This is a genomic window from Cytobacillus sp. IB215316 (genome assembly GCF_033963865.1).
Taxonomy (GTDB): domain Bacteria; phylum Bacillota; class Bacilli; order Bacillales; family SM2101; genus Nanhaiella; species Nanhaiella sioensis.
The window spans coordinates 69,302-89,252 of sequence record NZ_JAXBMC010000009.1 but is presented as its reverse complement, the minus strand read 5'-3'; the positions used below and the strand labels follow the sequence as shown (position 1 = coordinate 89,252).

15 protein-coding genes are annotated in these 19,951 nt (G+C 36.1%); 10 read left to right on the top strand and 5 right to left on the bottom strand.

Annotated features, from left to right (window positions below; translation table 11 throughout):
• Positions 1-7: 7 nt before the first annotated feature.
• The 3 genes from SLH48_RS14710 to SLH48_RS14700 form a co-directional block, all read right to left on the bottom strand.
• Positions 8-1,456: an MFS transporter gene (locus tag SLH48_RS14710; RefSeq protein WP_320258794.1), complete on the bottom strand. Its 1,449-nt coding sequence runs from the start codon at positions 1,454-1,456 to the stop codon at positions 8-10.
• 38 nt (positions 1,457-1,494) lie between these two features.
• Positions 1,495-2,790: an MFS transporter gene (locus SLH48_RS14705; RefSeq protein ID WP_320258793.1), complete on the bottom strand. Its 1,296-nt coding sequence runs from the start codon at positions 2,788-2,790 to the stop codon at positions 1,495-1,497.
• 423 nt (positions 2,791-3,213) lie between these two features.
• Entirely contained in the window at positions 3,214-3,624 is a 411-nt protein-coding gene (locus SLH48_RS14700; RefSeq protein WP_320258792.1) for a hemerythrin domain-containing protein, read from the bottom strand.
• Positions 3,625-3,783: 159 nt separating this feature from the next.
• Between SLH48_RS14700 and SLH48_RS14695 the strand changes: the two genes are divergently transcribed.
• From SLH48_RS14695 to SLH48_RS14675, 5 genes are all read left to right on the top strand, one after another.
• Complete coding sequence (locus SLH48_RS14695; protein ID WP_320258791.1) at positions 3,784-7,467, top strand: nitrate reductase subunit alpha; 3,684 nt, start codon at positions 3,784-3,786, stop codon at positions 7,465-7,467.
• Positions 7,457-9,001, top strand: a complete 1,545-nt coding sequence (gene narH / locus SLH48_RS14690; protein ID WP_320258790.1) for a nitrate reductase subunit beta — start codon at positions 7,457-7,459, stop codon at positions 8,999-9,001. The genes SLH48_RS14695 and narH overlap by 11 nt, the downstream gene beginning before the upstream one ends.
• Positions 8,979-9,518: a nitrate reductase molybdenum cofactor assembly chaperone gene (gene narJ / locus SLH48_RS14685; RefSeq protein WP_320258789.1), complete on the top strand. Its 540-nt coding sequence runs from the start codon at positions 8,979-8,981 to the stop codon at positions 9,516-9,518. Before narH ends, narJ begins: the two co-directional genes overlap by 23 nt.
• Before the next feature lie 44 nt (positions 9,519-9,562).
• Complete coding sequence (gene narI / locus SLH48_RS14680; protein WP_320258788.1) at positions 9,563-10,252, top strand: respiratory nitrate reductase subunit gamma; 690 nt, start codon at positions 9,563-9,565, stop codon at positions 10,250-10,252.
• A 306-nt stretch (positions 10,253-10,558) separates the two neighbouring features.
• On the top strand, positions 10,559-10,990 hold the full coding sequence (locus tag SLH48_RS14675) for a hypothetical protein (protein WP_320258787.1): 432 nt from the start codon (positions 10,559-10,561) through the stop codon (positions 10,988-10,990).
• Between the two features lie 76 nt (positions 10,991-11,066).
• On the opposite strand, the gene SLH48_RS14670 is transcribed toward SLH48_RS14675, so the two are convergent.
• On the bottom strand, positions 11,067-13,712 hold the full coding sequence (locus SLH48_RS14670; protein ID WP_413785430.1) for a calcium-translocating P-type ATPase, PMCA-type: 2,646 nt from the start codon (positions 13,710-13,712) through the stop codon (positions 11,067-11,069).
• A 232-nt stretch (positions 13,713-13,944) separates the two neighbouring features.
• Here SLH48_RS14670 and SLH48_RS14665 point away from each other — a divergent pair, with 232 nt between their 5' ends.
• The 5 genes from SLH48_RS14665 (at position 13,945) to SLH48_RS14645 (ending at position 18,511) form a co-directional block, all read left to right on the top strand.
• Positions 13,945-14,181, top strand: coding sequence for a hypothetical protein (locus SLH48_RS14665; protein WP_214483549.1), 237 nt, complete (start codon positions 13,945-13,947; stop codon positions 14,179-14,181).
• A gap of 40 nt (positions 14,182-14,221) precedes the next feature.
• On the top strand, positions 14,222-14,452 hold the full coding sequence (locus tag SLH48_RS14660; RefSeq protein WP_214483548.1) for a hypothetical protein: 231 nt from the start codon (positions 14,222-14,224) through the stop codon (positions 14,450-14,452).
• Between the two features lie 502 nt (positions 14,453-14,954).
• Positions 14,955-15,281 (top strand): hypothetical protein, encoded by a 327-nt coding sequence (locus SLH48_RS14655; RefSeq protein WP_214483546.1) that lies wholly within the window; start codon positions 14,955-14,957, stop codon positions 15,279-15,281.
• Between the two features lie 37 nt (positions 15,282-15,318).
• The gene (locus SLH48_RS14650) at positions 15,319-15,621 is read left to right on the top strand and encodes a hypothetical protein (RefSeq protein ID WP_320258786.1); all 303 of its coding nucleotides are present in this window, start codon (positions 15,319-15,321) and stop codon (positions 15,619-15,621) included.
• Positions 15,622-15,964: 343 nt separating this feature from the next.
• Positions 15,965-18,511: a bifunctional 2',3'-cyclic-nucleotide 2'-phosphodiesterase/3'-nucleotidase gene (locus tag SLH48_RS14645; RefSeq protein WP_320258785.1), complete on the top strand. Its 2,547-nt coding sequence runs from the start codon at positions 15,965-15,967 to the stop codon at positions 18,509-18,511.
• Positions 18,512-18,584: 73 nt separating this feature from the next.
• Here the strand turns inward: SLH48_RS14645 and SLH48_RS14640 are convergent, their stop codons facing one another.
• Positions 18,585-19,325, bottom strand: a complete 741-nt coding sequence (locus SLH48_RS14640; protein WP_320258784.1) for a hypothetical protein — start codon at positions 19,323-19,325, stop codon at positions 18,585-18,587.
• Positions 19,326-19,951 lie beyond the last annotated feature (626 nt).

The window sequence follows — 19,951 nt, the reverse complement described above, 5'->3', positions numbered from 1 at the left end:
ATTGATTCTATGTTTCAGCGGTATATTCATCACCATGGGAATCTTTTGGCTCTTCTAAAGCAAACATGCAATATATAAAACTTAGTAATGCACCTATAGACAGAATAATAAAAAATTGTCTAGGTGTAACGAAAGTGAGTAATGTTAAGTAGACAACGGCTCCTACATTTCCATAAGCACCTGCCATGCCGGAAATTTGGCCAGTCATTTTACGTTTAATAAAAGGGATTACGGCAAAAGTAGCTCCTTCTGCTCCTTGGATAAACATAGAGGTTAAAACAGTAATGGTAACAGCCAGAACAATAGGCCAACTTGAGTTGATAAATGCCATCCCAAGTAACCCTATGGATATTCCAAACATATAAGCTAGCATAATTAGCTTTCTACTTCTAACATGATCAGATATCCATCCACCTAACGGCCGTGCAAATAAATTAACAAATGCAAAAGATGAGGCTATTAATCCTGCTGTTGTCGGGGTTAAAGAGAATGTTGTTAAGAAAAAAGTTGGCAACATCGAGACGATTGCTAATTCAGCACCGAAGTTTGCAAAATAAGTTGTGTTAAGAGCAGCGACATTTTTAAAGCGATAGCCTCCTGATGTTGTTTCCTTTGATTTTAGCAAAGGTATATTTACTCTTAATATTTGAATGATTTGATAAGTGAGTACAATGAGCAGAATAACATAAATAACATATAAGGTATTTTGCGGAATGAAGTTTAAATTTTTTAATCGCCATGCGAGTAATCCTAAAACACCGACTAATGGAATTGTCCAAATAATTAATTGAATTAAATCACCCCAAGAGCTTACTTGCATTGCTGCTATTTTTTCTGATCGAAGAAATTTTTTGCCTTCAGGTGTGTCAGTTACGATAAAGAAATAAATGATACCATAGATGAGGCAAATAACGCCTGTATAAGCAATTGCATATCTCCAGCCGTTGTCACCGCCGATAATTTGTATAGCTATCCAAGGCAACAGAACAGCAGCTGCAGCCGAACCAAAATTGCCAAATCCAGCGTAAAAGCCTTCTGCAAAGCCAACTTTTTTTGGAGGGAACCATTCGGAAATGATTCGAATTCCAATGACAAAGCTTGCACCAATACCACTTAAAACTAGTCGAGATACGAAAAGCTGCATCCATGAATTTCCGAATGCAAAAACAAAGGTAGGAAAAGCCATGATAATGAGTAAGGCAGAAAAAACGATTCTAGGTCCATATTTGTCAAGTAACATCCCAACAACTATTCTTGCTGGGACAGTTAGAGCAACGTTTATAATAGCTAATGCCGCGAGGTGATCATCTGTCAACCATCCTACAGATTGGACCATCGTTGTGGCTAGAGGTGCCATATTAAACCACGTAAAAAAAGAAATGAAAAAAGCTATCCACGTAAAATGTAATACTCGAATTTGTTTGTTTTGAAACTTCATTAATTCACTAGGTTTCATGCGGAATTCTCCCCCAAATAATTACAAATAAAAGTTGATTAACATTTAATTTCAGCATTTTTTCGAGAATAATAATACCAGCAAATTATTAAGCTGATCGCGTAATATACAAGAAATATATATAAAGCAAAATTGGCAGAGCCCGTTGTGTCAATCGACCAGCCAAATATTTTTGGGATTAAAAATGCACCGTAAGCTGCGATTGCTGCAATAAAACCTAACACTGGTGAGGACTCTTTTGCTGGGAAAATAAAAGGAACCATACGGAAAGTAGAGCCATTTGCTATTCCCGTAGTAAAGAATAGTATAAGAAACATGATTAAAAATCCGGTAAAATGATGAATTTGTAAGAAGTAAATTACACCTATCGTAGCAATGATCATAATAATAATGTCCCAAAATGTAATAAGTGCACCACTGCCTACTTTGTCTGATATCCACCCTCCTACTGGACGGACTGCTGCTCCGATTAATGGCCCTAAAAATGCTAATCCGACTGCATTTTGTTCGGCAAATTCATTTTGAATTAACAATGGAAAAGCTGCGGCATATCCAATAAATGATCCAAAACACATCGTATACAACCAAGTCATAATCCAAGTGTGCTTTCTTTTGAATATAATAGCTTGTTCCTTAAAAGATTGTTTTGTTCCCGGTAAGTTGTCCATGCCGACTACCGCAGCTAGTGTAATGATAATAATCGGAATTACCCAGACGAACGCTGCATTTTGAATCCAAATGGTATCACCATTATCTAATGTTTGCGATGTCCCAGTAAAAGTCCCAATAATGCTTGCTGTTATGACGATTGGAGTGAGAAATTGCACGACACTAACACCTAAGTTACCAATACCAGCATTTAATCCTAACGCCGCCCCTCGCTCTTTTTTAGGATAAAATGGATTAATATTTGCCATGGATGAAGAAAAATTCCCTCCACCGATACCACATAATGCGGCTAAAGTTGCCATCATTGTAAAGGACGTTTCTGGATTGTTGACTGCAATGCCAATTCCTACAGTTGGTAAAAGCAAAAGCGCTGTGCTAATGACTGTCCAATTTTTCCCTCCAACAATCCCAGGCATAAAAGTAAAAAAAATACGAAACGTAGCTCCTGTTAATCCAGGAAGGGCTGCCAACGTAAATAATTCAGATTGGGTAAAAGAAAAGCCTACATCATTTAATCTGACAGCAACGACTGACCATATTTGCCAAACAACAAAGGCTAATAGTAAGGCAGGGATGGATATCCATAAATTCCTTCGAGCATGTCTTCGACCTTCGCGCTCCCAAAAATCTTTATTTTCTGGATCCCAATTCGAAATTCTAGCCATGCAAATCCTCCGTCCTAAATATTAATCTATGTTATCATTCCTTTTGGTTAATATTTGTATACGTTTATATTCTTTATAAGGAAGAACATTCATTTTTATGAACCGAAATGCTATAAAAAGCATGTCAATAAGAGTACATATACTGTTTTTTACCCTAAGCAACAACAACGTCCGCAACTTGAATTTATGTCCTTTTCTTACGGATATAAGACCCGTACGTTCCAATAAATTCATAATAAAAGAGCAACCTTTAGATAATCTTAAAGATTGCTCTTTTAAAAATGGCAGTTTTCGCATTTGTTGATTTTTGCACTAAATCTAGGTTTTATGGTATTTTGGTTAATTTTTAATTATCGATAGATTTCACCTTATTGCCATTATTAGTAATGAAAGCAGTAACATTTATCGAAGGAGTCTAGGTAATTAAGACAAAAGTATCTCCTCATCATGATTATGTATATCCAAAACAATTAATATAGCTTTAAAATGGTCAATCACTTCTTCAGTTAACCCTTCGTTTTTTAGCATGTCTTTTACGTCCGTTACTAATATTCGTAACAAGTCATGGTCTCGCTTTAACATAGTTAATGAGTCTTTTAAATTTGGATTCTTATTAAGAAGATCAACATAAAATCCTTCCTCTTCAGAATCTGCGTGAGCGATCGTTCTAGTTTCCCAATGTTCAACTAACACTTTTGCAACAGTTTGTGCGTATTGGTGTTGGTCGTCTTTATATAACTTCACTAGCATATCAAGTAACTCTTTCCCCTCAGTGACTGCTCCTTCATGAATTGATTGATGGGCGTCCAATTTTCTTAATGATGGTCCTGACATCTTCATTCACCTCATTATTGGTGTTGTTAATGGTTAACAGTATAAACACCTTATTAACTTTTAAACATCTAATCATCTAATCATTTAAGAATATTTACTAAATGATTTGGGCAAAAGAATCCCATAGCGATGATTTCTAAATAAGGAAGGATGCGGAAAATGAGTAAAAAGAAGCTCCCACTTCTAAAGAAACTTACATATTTCGGGAAAACAACTGAGCTTACAGACCACAGTGAACTATCACCGTATGATAGGGAAACGGAGAAATACTATCGTAGAAGGTGGCAGCATGACAAAGTAGTTCGGTCCACACATGGTGTGAATTGTACTGGCTCTTGTAGCTGGAAAATACATGTGAAAGACGGGATTATCACGTGGGAAACTCAACAAACTGATTATCCTTCAACAGGCCCTGATATGCCTGAATATGAACCAAGAGGCTGTCCTAGAGGGGCTAGTTTTTCATGGTATATATATAGTCCTTTAAGAGTGAGGTACCCATATGTAAGGAGTAGTCTTATTAAATTATGGCGGCAAGCAATGAAGGAGAATTCCAATGCTATTGATGCTTGGGCGAGTATTATCGAAGATCCTGACAAGGAAAGGCGATATAAATCTACAAGAGGAAAGGGTGGGTTTGTTCGTACCTCATGGGACGAAGTAAATACACTTATCGCTGCACAGTTATTATATACGATTAACAAGTATGGACCAGATAGAATTTTTGGTTTTTCTCCGATTCCAGCTATGTCAATGGTTAGTCACGCAGGCGGTGCACGATTTTTATCATTAATAGGTGGTGCCATACTTAGTTTTTATGATTGGTATGCTGACCTTCCTCCAGCATCACCACAAGTATGGGGTGAACAAACAGACGTACCGGAAAGTTCAGATTGGTACAATTCTAGTTATTTACTAATATGGGGCTCTAATGTACCACAAACTAGAACCCCTGACTCACATTTTATGGTAGAAGCGAGATATAGAGGAACGAAAGTCGTCTCAATTAGTCCTGATTACGCTGAATACGTTAAATTTGCAGACCATTGGTTGGCTGTTAACCCAGGCATGGATGCTGCCTTAGCAATGGCAATGACTCATGTCATACTTAAGGAATTCTACGTCGACAAAAATACGCCTTATTTCGATAACTACGCAAAAATGTATACTGATCTCCCTTTCTTAATCAAGCTTGAAAAAAAAGGAGAATCCTATGTAGCTACTCGTTTCTTAAGGGCTAGTGATATTGGAAAGAATGTAACTCATGCTGAATGGAAGCCGGTCGTTATAGATAGTGAAACTAACCAACTTCTTATACCTAATGGAACAATAGGACATCGTTGGGAGGATAAAGGTAACTGGAATCTTAACTTACAACAGCCATCAGAAGATGGACAGTCCATTTCACCATTATTAACGCTTCTTAATAAAGAAGATGAACTGCTTTCGATATCAATTCCTTATTTTGATGAAAATGAGAAAGCCACGCTTGAACGGACTATACCTGTAAGAATAGTTAGTGATGGAGATGGCCAAGTTCAATATGTGACAACTGTATTTGATCTATTACTAGCAAAAACAGGCGTAAGTCGTAATTTACCAGGAGATTATCCAACAAATTATGATGATCCAAAGCCATATACGCCAGCTTGGCAGGAAGATAAAACGGGGATTAACAAAGAGGTTGTTGCACAAATTGCAAGAGAGTTTGCGCAAAATGCAATTGATTCAAATGGTCGATCCATGATTATTATGGGTTCTGGAATTAACCATTGGTATCATTCAGATGTCATTTATCGAGCGGTGCTAAATCTTGTATTGCTCACTGGGTCTCAAGGCGTGAATGGTGGGGGATGGGCTCATTATGTAGGGCAAGAGAAGGTGAGGCCATTAGAAGGCTGGCAAACCGTTGCAACTGCACGTGATTGGGGTGGACCACCACGCTTACAAAACGGCACATCATTTTTTTACTTTGCAACGGAGCAGTGGAGGTATGAGGATCAATCAGTTGCTGACCATATCTCTCCAACGATTGATAAACCAAGATATGAACATTTAGCAGATTATAATGCGTTAGCGGCTAGATTAGGGTGGCTTCCCTCCTATCCACAATTTCAGGAAAATACTATACATCTTTATAAAAAAGCAAACGCAAAGACAAATGATGAAGCTGTGAAGTATGTTGTAGAAAATTTAAAGAACGGCAAACTTAAGTTTGCTATTGAAAATCCGAGTAATCCTGCTAACTTTCCTAGGTCATTAATTGTATGGCGCGCTAATTTATTAGGCAGTTCTGCTAAAGGTCATGAGTATTTTTTGAAACACCTGTTAGGAACACATCATGGCTCTTTAAGTGTTGCAAATGATAAATTACATACTGCTGAAGTCGATAGTCAAGAAGTTTCAGCTGAAGGGAAACTCGATTTGTTAATTAATATAGATTTTCGCATGACTGGAACGGGGTTGTATTCGGATATTGTCCTGCCTGCTGCTACTTGGTATGAGAAATATGATATTAGTAGCACAGACATGCATCCATTCGTACACCCATTTAATCCAGCAATAGCACCCCCTTGGGAAAGTAAATCTGATTGGGATACATTCAAAAATTTGGCGGAAAAATTTTCTGAATTAGCAAAAGAGATTTTTCCAGAGCCAACGAAAGATATTGTTGCAACACCTTTATTACATGATACGAAAGATGAAATTTCACAATTGTTTGGGCAAATACCTGATTGGAAGCATGATGATGTAGAACCAGAGCCTGGGGTAAATTTACCTCGTATACATGTTGTAGAACGGGAGTACACAAAGGTATATGAGAAATATATTGCATTAGGTGGTGTAATTAAGAACAGCATTGGTGCTAAAGGTATTGGTTGGGATGCAAAGGAAGAATATGAAAAGTTAAAAGCAATAAACGGTGTAGCAAGACAAACAAAGGATTACAAAGATTGTCCGAGTCTGTATACGGATCGAAATGTAGCTGAAACGATACTAACGTTGTCTAGTACAACGAACGGCTCTCTTGCAATGAAAGCATGGGATGTCATGGAGAAGAAAACTGGGCAGCAGTTAAAAGATTTGGCAATTGAACGAGCAGAAGAGCACATTTCCTTTGATGAAATTACTGCTCAGCCTCAAAAAGTCATTTCATCACCAGTATTTAGCGGCACAGAGACTGGAAATAGACGTTATTCACCTTTTACGACAAATGTAGAACGTCTCATACCATGGAGAACATTAACAGGTAGACAACATTTCTATTTAGACCATGAAACCATAATAGAATTTGGTGAAGAACTACCTACATTTAAAGCACCTCTTCGTAAATTAGCATTTTTAGATCAAGATCACCGGCCGAATCACGGTAATGAAATTGAGTTGCGTTATTTAACACCGCATTTCAAATGGTCATATCACAGTACTTATGGTGATACGTTACCGATGCTTACGTTATTTAGAGGTGGTCCACACGTCTGGCTTAATCATGAAGATGCCAATCATGCAGGGATTAACGACAACGATTGGCTAGAGATGTATAACAGAAATGGTGTCGTAGTTGCCCGAGCAGTTACGAGTCACCGTTTGCCTAGAGGGGTAGCTTATATGTATCACGTCCAGGACAGAACGATTAATGTGCCAGGTTCACCAACTACGAAGTTTCGAGGAGGAACATTTAACAGTCCAACGAGAATCCATATTAAACCTACACAAATGATTGGTGGATATGCTCAGCTAAGCTATGGCTTTAATTATTACGGCCCAACAGGTAATCAGCGAGATGAAATGGTCATGATCCGCAGGCTAGAGAAGGGTGAGGTGAACTGGCTTGAAAGTTAAAGCACAATTTGGAATGGTTATGAATTTAGATAAGTGTATTGGATGTCATACATGTAGTGTTACTTGTAATAATACATGGACAAATCGGCCTGGTGCTGAATATATGTGGTGGAACAATGTCGAAACAAAACCTGGCATTGGTTACCCTAAGGAGTGGGAAAATCAGGAAACTCACAAAGGGGGGTGGGAAGTAAAGAACGGAAAATTGGAGCTGAAGGCTGGTGGCCGAGCGAGTAAGCTTCTCAACATTTTTTACAACAAGGATTTGACACAAATTGATGACTATTATGAACCTTGGACTTACGATTATGAAACATTGATTAATAGTCCAGAGCGTGAGCATCAGCCTGTGGCACGACCGAAATCACAGCTAACAGGTGACTATATGGATATACAGTGGGGACCGAACTGGGAAGATGATTTAGCAGGTGTTCATATTACAGGTGAAAATGATCCTAATATACAAGGGATCGAGGACAAGATTAAGTTTGAATATGAACAATCGTTCATGATGTATTTACCACGCATTTGCGAACATTGTCTTAACCCACCTTGTGTATCATCATGTCCTTCTGGATCAATTTATAAAAGAGATGAAGATGGCATTGTCTTAGTTGATCAAGACTCGTGTCGGAGCTGGCGATTTTGTATGACAGGTTGTCCTTATAAGAAAGTATATTTTAATTGGAAAACGAAGAAGGCAGAAAAATGTACATTTTGCTTTCCGAGAATAGAAAGTGGGTTACCAACAATTTGCTCTGAAACGTGTGTTGGAAGACTTCGATATATAGGCCTAGTCTTTTATGATGCAGAACGTGTGAAAGAAGCTGCATCCGTAAGTGATGAGAAAAAGTTATATGAATCTCAGTTGGATATTTTCTTAGACCCACATGATCCGGAAGTGATACGCAATGCCATAAATGAGGGAATTCCAGAAGATTGGATTGAAGCTGCTCAAAGATCACCTGTGTATAAGTTAGCTATTGAGCAAAAGATTGCACTCCCACTTCATCCTGAATATCGTACGTTACCGATGGTTTGGTACGTTCCGCCACTAAGTCCGATGATGGATGCACTCGGTGGTCAAGTTGACTCAATTGATCCAAGAATTGTGTTTCCGACAATTAAACAATTTCGCATTCCAATCGAATATTTGGCTAATCTATTAAGTGCTGGAGATACAAAGGTTATAGAGGGTGTATTAAAAAAATTAGTGGCGATGAGAAGTTATATGAGAAGTGTAAATATCCAAAAATCATTTGACTCAAATATTTTAGAGTCAGCTGGCTTAACCGAACAGTCAGCTCGCGACATGTATGAGCTGGCTGCTATAGCGAAATATTCCGATCGATACGTTATACCCTCATCTCATAAAGAAAAGGTTGGAGATATGTATTTTGGTCAAGGGTCAACTGGTTATGACTATATGGAAGGGTGCAATGATTGTAGTGTGAGCGAGAATAACGAGGATTTATATTTGTATGGAGAAAAATATTGGAGTGATATACAGCATGCTCAAGATGGAAGACAGTAAGACTATATTTAAACTTGCGTCAATTTTTTTACATTACCCTTCAAAAGAATGGGTGGGTGATGAAGAGATTATTAAAGCAATTCATAGCATCGGCGATAACAAAGTACAGCAAGCCTATAGTGATTTTGTTCAATATACTGCCAACCATTGTTTGACTGAGTTGTGTGAAACATATGTCAACACTTTTGATTTTAATGACAAAACAACACTGTATTTAACGTATGACGTGTTTGGTGATAACCGTGAAAGAGGTCAAGCATTCGTTAAACTTAGGTTTGAATTTGCGAAAGAGGACTTTTATATCAAAAATGATGAATTACCCGACTTTTTTCCTTTAATTTTAGAATTCGCATCGGAAGCTTCTGAAGAGAGTGCTATGAAAATGTTTAATATTCATCGGAAGTCGATAGATCGTTTACAAAAGGAATTAACAAGTCTAGCAAGTCCTTATGAACATGTATTAAACGGTTGTATACTAGCTATTGATTCATTAATAGAACAAAAACAGGCAGGGTAGCTTGAATATAAAGGAACTCTCACTAAGGCCATGGAGGGATGGAAATGTCATTTTGGGATCAATTTTGGTGGTTAATATACCCTTATATTGTAATAGCCATATTTGTGTTGGGCCATATTTATCGGTACAACACCGATCAGTTTGGGTGGTCAGCGAAATCTAGTGAGTTTTTGGAAAAGAAGAAATTAAAATGGGGAAGTTTACTTTTTCACTGGGGAATTATTATCGTTTTCTTTGGCCATGTTGCAGGGTTGCTTGTTCCAAAGGGATTTTATGATTATGTTGGAATTTCAGAGGAAATGTATCACTTCGGGGCAGTGTGGTTTGGCGGTGCAGCTGGTGTAGCTACGGTAGTTGGTGGGTTTTTATTATTTTTGAGAAGGATCACAGTACGTAGAATTTTAGTTAACAGTTCAAAAAGCGATTTGGTCGTGTTAGTTGTCTTAGGGGCGGTTGTTCTTACAGGTTTTACAAATACAGTTGGTTATACGGCAACAGGAGGAGAATTCGATTATCGAGAATATATAGGACCGTGGATAAGAGGGATTTTAATGTTTCGACCAACTCCTGAGCTGATGATAGGCGCACCGTTCGGCTTTAAAATACATATCATCAGTGCAGTAGCACTTTTTGCGATTTGGCCATTTACGAGGCTTGTACACGTGTGGAGTGTTCCACTTACATATTTAAATCGCAAATATATTGTATATCGTAGTATGACTAAGAAGGGATAAACGGTGCAGTTGCGGCATTGTTTAAGGCATTTTCATGTGTATGCTCTGGAAAAGAACTCCTATTATCAAGTCTCATCGACACACTCGAAGGCGAATAGTGCCTTCATTAGTGCGACAGCAGCGCGTTTGAGCTTCTAACTCACTCATGCTAACGGCACGAGGTAATAAGCCAATTCTTCAAGAAGGTTAAAAAGCTATCTACTAGTCAGCTAATCTTATATTTGTCTAAGTGAATACTATGATGGTAATTGTGAATAATAACAACGGGAATTTAAACTAATGTATACAATTAGGAGGGTAGCCAGCATGATAAACATGGTCGTTGTTAGTATGTTTGTAATGTCTTTACTAGGTGGTGGCTTTTTATTTCATGAAGGGACTTTTGCGAAAATGACTGATGAAGTCATTATAGCTGAATCAAAAGGTACCAAGAAAGCTGAAGAACAGCCGAGTAAGGATATGGAAAATTTAGAAGAAAAAATGAAGATGCAAATGGCAAAATTTAAAGCTCCAAATGACGAGGGCTTATATGATTTGTTTACGAACAAATTTGAAGGTCCAGCATGGACATTTGAGAGCGATGATTATAATGTAATGCTGTTTCAAGGGAAACATAATGATAAGCATTATAAAATTTACTTTTTCTATAAAGAGGAAACGATCGATATGTATGTAGATGGTGAAAAGAAAACGAGAGAAGAATTTGATGAATGGTTAAAGAAGCTTATTAATACGTAAATATTAGAATAAAATAATCAATCAAAACTCCCTGACATCACCATCAGGGAGCTTTTTCATTATTTCCTAAGGGAGTCTAAAGATACTTATTTATTAATAACTTGCTAATTTCGTTAACAATAATTGGTATGATAGAAATGACAATAACGATAAACCATTGCTCTAGTGATAGGTAAGTAAGGTTAATGAATGTATGGAAAAAAGGTATATTGACTAATAGAACTTGTATTCCGAACCCGATGATAAAAGCTCCTATTAAATATTTATTTAAGAAAAATCCTTTTTGAAAGATCGTTTCTTTCTCATGTTTTAAATTAAAAGAATGGAAAAGCTGAGCAAAGCTTAATGTCAGAAATGCCATCGTTTGTGCGCGAATAATTGATTCAGCTGATGATTGTGATTGCTCTGTAAGAAAACTTACTTCACCGTTTAATCCTATTGAAAAGGCAACTAATGTAGCAATACCTATAACCAATCCATTAAGTAATGTGTATCTAATTTCCTTATTTGTTATGATTCGTTGTTTCGGATCTCTAGGTTTGTGATTCATAACATCAGCATTACCTTTTTCAAAGCCAAGAGCAATTGCTGGAAGAGTGTCGGTAATTAAGTTTACCCATAGAATATGGATGGCAGTTAAAGGGGCTGGCCAACCCATTAGAATACCAAAAACGAGCGCCACAATTTCCCCTAAATTACACGACAGCAAATAAAGGATCGACTTTTTAATATTTAAATATATATTCCTACCTTCTTTAACTGCTGATACAATTGTTGAAAAGCGATCGTCAGTTAAAATAATATCCGATGCTCCTTTTGCTACATCTGTACCCGTTATCCCCATCGCTACACCTACATCAGCTTTTTTGAGTGAAGGTGCATCGTTAACTCCATCTCCAGTCATTGCTACAATATTACCATTAGATCTAAGTGCATCAACGATACGCACTTTATGTTCAGGCGAAACACGAGCAAACACTTTAGTGTCTAATATGCGCGATTTTAATTGCAACGCTGTTAACTTATCGAGCTCCTGACCTGTCATTGTTTCGTGTTCATGTTCAGCTATTCCTAATTGTTTTGATATAGCTAACGCAGTCTTATGGTTATCTCCAGTTATCATCACTAGCTTTATGCCTGCTTTTTTACAAAGCTCAATTGATTCTTTGACATCTAAACGCGGAGGATCAATCATACCCACGAGTCCAATAAATATAAATTGATCTTCTTGAATTTCATCATATTTCTTCTCATTCGTTATCATTTTATAAGCAAAGGCTAATACGCGTAGAGAAGCGTTCGCCATTTCTTTAGCTTGTTCAAGAATATTGTCTCGGTTATCATTTGACATAGTACAAATCTGATCATCAATTAAGATGTTAGTTGATTTCGGAAGGATGCTCTCAAGAGCCCCTTTTGTCAACATAAGAACATCTTCATTAACATGATGCACTGTTGTCATCAATTTTCGGTCAGAGTCAAATGGTATTTCGTATAATCGTTTAAAACGATGATCAAAATCAGCTTTTGAATACTTGAAATTTCTTCCTGCTGCAAGGAGTGCTACTTCAGTAGGGTCACCTGTTTGTTCTTTCTCAGATAATGATGCATCGTTACATAATAGCATGACTTTTATTAACATATCTGAGGACTTTGATTGAACATTCAAGTCCGACCAGTCTATGTATTTCCCACTAATAAAAGTTTTAGTAACCGTCATATTATTTTGAGTTAATGTGCCAGTTTTATCTGAACATATGACACTAACAGATCCTAATGTTTCTACAGCAGGAAGTTTTCTTACAATCGCATTCTTTTTAATTAGTCTTTGAACGCCAAGAGCTAGAACAATCGTTACAATTGCAGGTAAGCCTTCTGGTATAGCTGCCACGGCTAAGCTTACAGCTATTAGAAAGATCTCTGTTACATTTCTTTCTTGAAAAAAACCAATAAGAAAAACGAGCATAGAAATGATAATTGCTGCAAAACCTAGTAGTTTTCCAAGCTCATCTAATTTTTTCTGCAAGGGGGTTAACGACTTTTTTTGCTCTCTTAATAAGCTAGCAATTTTGCCTATCTCTGTATCCATGCCAGTACCTATTACGATACCTAATCCCCTTCCGTAAGTAGAAAGAGTAGACATAAATCCCATATTTTGTTGAATTGAAAGAGGAATATTATTAGTACTTAAACACGCTGAGTTTTTTTCAACTGGAAGGGACTCTCCTGTTAGAGCAGACTCTTCAACCTTTAAGTTTACAGTTTCGAAAAACCTAACATCTGCAGGAATGTAACGTCCTGTATCTATAACGACAATGTCTCCTGTAACAATGTTTTTGGAAGGGATTTCTTGAATGATGCCGTCACGTTTCACAATCGCTTGAGGTGTTGACATTTTTTTTAATTCTTCCAATGCTTTTTCTGCCTTAGATTCTTGAATAATTCCAATTACTGCATTGATACCAATGACAATAAAAATGACGATTGCATCACTAATCTCCCCGACGATAAATGAAACGATAGCTGCAGCTAGTAGAATATAGATTAAAGCACTATTAATTTGTCCCCATAACAACTGCAACAAAGTTGATTCTTGTTGCTCTTTAAATTCATTTGGCCCATTACGCTCTAGTCGTTGTTTAGCTTCAATACTAGATAGCCCTGAATCGAGATTTGTGTCTAACTCAGTAGTGATGTCATTCACTTCTTTTGCATACCACACGCAAACCATCCTCTCGAATAGAAAATACATAAGTACATATTCTCCGATAGCATAAACTATTCATGCTAAAAATAACAAAATTCAATAAAATGTAAAAATTAAAAACTATAATGTCTATTAAAAATAATGATTTTGACCATTTTATTTTATATAGAACAGATGCCGTTGCTATATTTCAATATAGACATACCTTGGTAGTGTAAGTAAATCCGCTATAGAAGGAGGGGAAGAAATGGAATATACAGATAAAGATTACGACAAGTTGCTTGCGATTTTAGCTCAGCTCCAAGCGCAATTCCAGGCACAATTACAATTACAAGCAGAGATTCAAGCACAACTTCAAGCGCAGCTCCAAGCTCAAGCTCAGGCGCAGGCACAAGCGCAAGTCGATAAAGACAAAATTTGGGTTAAAAATGGAACTGCATCTATTGAATTACCTGACTGGTGGTGCGACAAAGGAGACGCTTAATTGATAGTTCTTTATATAGAAATAAAGGAGGGGAGAAGGCATGGGAAGTAGAGATGATGTGTTTAATAAGATTATTGAGTTACAGGCACAACTCCAAGCTCAATTAGAAGCACAAGCACAGTTTCAAGCGCAATTACAAGCACAGCTTCAGGCTCAGGCGCAATTACAAGCTCAGGCACAAGCACAGCTAGATAAAGATGAAATTGAGATTAAAAACGGAGCTTCTAGTATCGAGTTTTGCAAAAAAGGTAAAAAAGATGACAAGGATTAAGCTGAAAATGTATGGATCGGTTTGATAGTTGTAATTATATTACTTTGGTCATTTAAACTAGCTTAAATGCTAAAGTCTCATCTCATCAAACTGAATTGAAATAGTTGAAAGACCTCATTTCTATTAGAAAGTTAATGAATCAGGTAGAGGATCGTCACCACCTGATTCATTAACAGTTAAGACTTCCTGCACAGCAATTTATATTTTTCGTATTCGACATAAACTCGAATTCAGCGAGATCGTGATACTTTTCTTCTTAAACCTATCTCCATTAACTAACATTTCCAGCTAGCTGTATCAATTTAGTTAAAATCAATAAAGTTACGATTCAAGCCATAGTTAATATATTTAATTGTTATTGCTAACAAGTGTGTGAAAAAAATAAATAATGAAATTCTATTGAATATGAAAAAACATGAATATTTTCGTGGCAAAATAGGAGGCTGTCTATACAAGAAGCCAAACCTTTTCGTATACATATAAACAAAGGGGGGATTTAAGGGTGATAAACCAAAGAGAAGTTGAGCAGCTTATTGATAAAACTGTAGCAAAATATATGAGTGAATTTTCGAAGCAAATTGAAAGTCTTTTAACAGCAGACCTTAGAAATGAAAATGGAAACTCAAAAATTATAAAGAGTGGAAATTCATTTGTATATGTTGATAATTCAGCTGTGGCATATGCAATTGTGCTATTATTCCAGCATGTTTCATCTAACGGAACGACTAATAATAAAGATATCCAGGGTTTAGTAGACCGCTTAGAAGGCATGATTACACATAATCGTGAAGAGCTTGAAAATTTAGTACAGTCATTTAAAGAAGAGTAGGTTTACATGTAGAAGCAGGAATAGAGGTGATAAAATGATGAAAAAGAGAGTTTACATGAATAAAAGAAATCTTTCCTCATTAAAGCTTAATAATGATGGAAAAATACGGGTTGTCGAACAAGCTCAACCTATGGATAGTACAGAAGTTGAGCTATGTGTAAGCAAGACTGAAAATCAATTAATGATACCAACCAGCTCTAACAATACTCTTACACCCTATACTGCTGAAAGTTATGAAACACATTTACCGATAACAAAATCTTATGAGCAACCAACTCATACTTTTTCAAAGCGAATTAGCATAAGGTCGGAAAATGGAAATTCCATTATTAAATATTAATTTTGTCCTGATTTTGTTAGGGTCTTTCTTTTTCTATGTTGCTTTTTTTACTTAAATTAGAGCATCTGATGTGTATTTTAGATGATTATTAGTCCTTAAAGGTGAAAAGATGCCGCAGCTTTTAGCTCTTATTACGAAAAGCAACAATGAATACGAAAACAGCTTTTAGTAAAAATATATGAGGAGTGATTTAAGTACGTTATTTAATACTCCTTTACATATGGTGAATTGCGTCTAACTTGTTAATTTTTCGTAAAAAGAAAAATTATTATCAAGTTTTTTATTTTTTTTGTTATAATACATATGCATTTAATTTGTATTATGAGAAGGGAAGGTACGTTAGATGAAAAAATCTAAGAAAAAACTAGCACTTAGTACCGCTTTAGCACTTAGTATGACTTTGCCACAAATGGCACCAGCTGTAACTCATGCAGCTGAAAATGAAGATATCGTTAAGCTAAGAGTAATGGAAACAACAGATATACACGTAAATCTAGTAAACTACGATTATTATAAAGATGCAAAGGTTCAAGACTTTGGGCTTGCAAAAACAGCAACACTGATTAAGCAAGCACGTGAGGAAGCGAAAAACAGTTTATTATTCGATAATGGGGATCTTATTCAAGGAAATCCTTTAGGTGATTATGTCGCAAAAGTCGATGTGCTTGAAGATGGTGAAACACATCCTGTATATAAAGCGATGAACTTATTAGATTATGATGCTGGTAATATTGGAAATCATGAATTTAATTACGGTTTAGACTTTTTAGAGACAAGCTTAAAAGGTTCAAATTTTCCGTATGTAAATGCGAACGTATACATTGACGATCAAGATGGTGATGCAACAAATGATGAGAATTATTTCACACCATACCTTATTTTAGACCGTGAAGTAGTCGATGAAGATGGCGAAACACATACGCTTAAAGTAGGTGTCATTGGATTTACACCTCCTCAAATTATGAACTGGGATAAGAAAAATCTTGAAGGAAAAGTCATCGCAAAGGATATCATTGAAACTGCTGAAAAGTTTGTCCCAGAAATGAAAGAAAAGGGTGCTGATATCATCGTTGCCATTCCTCACTCAGGCATAGGGAAAGCAACCGATGAAGGAATGCAAGAAAACGCAACATTTGAATTAAGTAAAGTAGAAGGTATTGATGCAATTCTATTTGGACATTCTCATTCCGTCTTCCCGAGTGAAACATATGCTGACATAGAGGGTGTTGATGCTGAAACTGGTAAAATTAACGGTGTAGCATCTGTTATGCCTGGTTACTGGGGAAATCATTTGGGATTGATCGATTTCACACTTGAAAAGAAAGATGGTAGTTGGACTGTTGTAGATTCACAATCTTCTGTACAAGCTATCTATGATAAAGAATCAAATACGCCATTAGTTGATGCAGATCAATCAATTGTTGACGCAGTGCACGAGGAACACGAAGGAACTATTGATTGGGTTAACAGCCCAGTAGGAACGACAACAGCACCAATTAATAGCTACTTTGCACTCGTTCAAGATGATCCTTCAATTCAAATCGTAACGAATGCACAAAAATGGTATGTTGAAAACTATGTTCAAGGTACTGAATATGAGGGTTTACCAATTCTTTCAGCAGGTGCACCTTTCAAAGCTGGTGGACGTGGAGGAGCGACTTATTACACTGATGTTCCAGCAGGAGAAATTGCGATTAAAAATGTAGCAGATATGTATTTATATCCTAATACGCTACAAGCCCTTCTTATTAATGGTGCGGATGTGAAAGAATGGCTAGAAATGTCAGCTGGACAATTTAATCAAATTGATGCATCTTCTACTGAAGAGCAAGAGTTAATTAATGTTGCATTCCCGACTTATAACTTTGACGTAATTGATGGTGTTTCTTATCAAGTCGATGTAACACAACCTGCAAAGTATGATGATAAAGGAAATATCGTTAATCCAGATGCAAGCCGTATCGTAAATTTACAATTTGAAGGCAAAGAAGTTTCAAGTGAACAGAAATTTATTGTTGTAACAAATAACTATCGAGCTACTGGTGGTGGTAATTTCCCTGGGATTAGTGCTGACAAAGTTATCATTGAATCACCGGATGAAAACCGCCAAGCGATAATCAATTATATTTTAGATAAACAAACAATTAACCCTTCAGCTGATATGAATTGGTCATTTGCACCAATTAATTCTGAAGTAAATGTAACATTTGAAACTTCTCCTGAAGCTACAAAATATATAGAGGGAGAAAAAATCGCTCATATTGAAACGCTTGAAAGTGGTTTTGCGAAATTCTCAATTGATTTAGTTGGAGATCAAGAAGGTAACAACGACAATAACGACAGTGATACTGAAAGCAAACAATTTACTGATGTACCTGAAAATCATTGGGCGAAACAGTACATTGATGAATTGACAGCTATGGAAATTATCAAGGGAAAATCTGCAACAATATTTGACCCGAATGCAAATGTCACTCGTGCTCAATTTGCATCATTAATTGTACGCTCTCTTGGTTTAACTGCTACAAATGAATCACCATTTACAGATGTTTCAGCTGAACAAGCAGAAGAAATTACTGCAGCGTTTGAAGCAGGCATTGTAACAGGAAAAACAGCAACAATATTTGATCCAAGTTCATCAATTACTCGTGAACAAGCTGCAGCTATGTTAATACGTGCTTATAATGTGAAGATGGATACAACACACATGCCATCTACAGAATTATCATATAGTGATGCAAGCAGCATTGGGGATTGGGCAAAAGATTATGTTGCCTCAGCAAATGAGCTAGGCATGATGACGGGTTACCTAGATGGTTCTTTTGGTCCAAACAATACTGCTTCACGTGCACAAGCAGCGAAAGTTATTTATATGTTATTACAACAATAACAAATGATAGAAAAAAGGATGACCAGTGTCATCCTTTTTTCCGTCTAACTAATAATATGTTCAAAACATCAGATTATAATTGCTTAAGGAAATATTCTCTTAAAGGTATTTTTCTACCTTCAAAATCCCAATTGTGATACATGGTGAAGATATGTTGTATATCTCCATGCGCTCTCTCTTCCACTAAATTTTTTACTAGCATATTGCTTCTCCAATAATCAAACATTATACTTGCCAAACTGCCTTCATATGAATTATATCCAAAATCTTCGATAGAATGTCCGCCGTACTTCTCACTAAATGCGTTGACTAAATCACTTTCAACTTGATATATTTCTTGAAAGTCTTCTTCGCTTAATAAGTGCTTTCTTGGTATGTAGAAACACATTCCCTCTTCAAACCAAAAATCGTCTTCACGACCATCATCAAAATCTCCAAGAAATAAATCAGAGTGATGTGTAAGTTCGTGTGCTAAAATTACCAATATATGTTCTAGTGAAAGATTGTTATAGAACCTACGAATGTCTGGTAGATCTTTTTCTTCTAACTGCCGTATAAATAATTTCTTCCATTCGTCTACATCTGGAGTCATATATATTACATCTTGCTTGGTGAATGCTGGTATCGGTATATTTGAGAAAAAACTAGTAACAAGGTCTTCAGACGTCCATACTACACCTTTTGGGAGCTGAGATAACGAGTATTTATCTTCTAATATTTTGCTATAACTCTTTAGAGTGTAAAATAAATAATGAGCATTATCTTTAATATCTTTAACTTTTTCCTCTTTTTCAAATGCAAAAACTTGTTTCATATGTAAATTTCCCCTTTAAAGATCAATACTTGTTATTTGATAAATATGTTTTATTTATATTTTAACACAATATTCCATTAATATTTTTAATGCTCGCATCTACAATTAGCTAGAAAACAGACAATAACAAAGAAATGTATTATATTATAAATTAGTGAGGATGATATATGACAAGCAGATTTAATCTTTACATTTTTTTAACTACAGCTTAATATAGGTAAGTCTATAATATGTTTATATAGATTTTTTTTAGTAAGGTTCTTGTCTTCAAATTTGTTGTTATTATTAACAAATTGGTACCTAAAGAAGTTGCTTTATATGTTGGTCATCATTTTTATAGAAGAAAAGATACCGTAAACTCTAGTTGTTTACTTGTTTATTACATAATAAGAATAATTTTGTTGCTAATGCTACGAAATTTGGTCTGTAACATATGTTTTATACGTTTGTTATCGTTTCAGAAAAGATAAGATGCTATGAACTCTAGTTGTGTATATGTTTAAATCTTAGTACGAAAAATAACAACCAATGCGAAAACAATTTTTAAATTACTCTAAAAAAGTATAAAAGAGTACTCTAGTATCGTGCTGTACGATAAACAACAATTTAAGTATTAAAAGCATGAG